We start from the raw sequence: 966 nt of genomic DNA, 5'->3' as shown, positions 1-966 counted from the left end.
GGGTGGGCATGGGTGTCCCTTCCACCGAACAGCTAAAGGCTAAGATTTTGCGTTAGCGGGGGGCACGTTAGCGCCCGCCCGCGCTTGACGCAAAGGTTTCGCGTTAAGGTGCTGGTTGTGAGTCCGCAGGGGCCGCGCCCGGGTGGGCGCAGCGCGCGGGTGCAGGCCGCGGTGCACGGGGCGGTGCTCGCGCTGCAGGCCGAGCGGCCCCGCCACGAGATCACCGTGCCGCTGGTGGCGGCGCGCGCCGGGGTGACGCCGTCGACGGTGTACCGGCGGTGGGGGGATCTCACGGAGCTGCTCGCCGACGTCGCCGCCGCGCGGCTGCGCCCGGACGCCGCGCCGGCCGACACCGGGTCGCTGCGCGGGGATCTCGTCGCCTACGCGGAGCAGTACCTGGAGGAGATGTCGTCGCCGGCCGGGCGGGAGGTGCTGCGCGACCTGGTCGCCGGGGCGGCGCCGGCGTTGCCCGCGGGGCGCTGCGACGCCTACGTCCGCGGCCAGCTGGAGGCCATCACCGCCCGTGAGCGTGCGCGCGGGGGTGCGCCGCCGCCGGTCGGGGAGATCGTGGAGCGGGTGATGGCGCCGATCACCTACACGATCCTGTTCGTCGCCACCGCGCTGGCGCTCGCCGACGCCGCCCGTCTCGTCGACGCCCTGCTCGCCCCACGCGCGGCGCCGGTCTCCCCCGGCTGACGCTCGCGCCGGCGTCGCCCGCGGACCACCCGGCGGATGTGAGACTCGTCACATCAAGATCGTCATGTGGACAACCCTGTCGACGTGGCGGTGGGTAACTCGAGGTGACCCTGTGGACATCCTGTGGGGAAAGGACAATCCAGCGACGCGGGGGGAAGTCAAGACGTGGCGGTCGGTATCCGCCGCGGTATCACTGACCCATGGCTCTGTCGCACCCGACCGCCGGCCCCCTGCTCCCCCGCCTGCACCGCGCTCCGGTCGGCCTCGGCG

Annotated in this window: 1 protein-coding gene; it reads left to right on the top strand. The window is 73.8% G+C overall.

Features of this window, described 5'->3' with window-relative positions; genetic code table 11:
- The first annotated feature begins 117 nt into the window (after positions 1-117).
- A complete protein-coding gene (locus C1A33_RS26405; RefSeq protein WP_101834282.1) occupies positions 118-696 on the top strand; it encodes a TetR/AcrR family transcriptional regulator in 579 nt (192 codons plus the stop codon).
- The last annotated feature ends 270 nt before the right edge of the window (positions 697-966 follow it).

This window comes from Frankia canadensis (assembly GCF_900197875.1).
Lineage (GTDB): Bacteria > Actinomycetota > Actinomycetes > Frankiales > Frankiaceae > Frankia > Frankia canadensis.
Note: the sequence above shows the minus strand (reverse complement) of the source record. Positions and strands in the feature narration are given on the sequence as shown.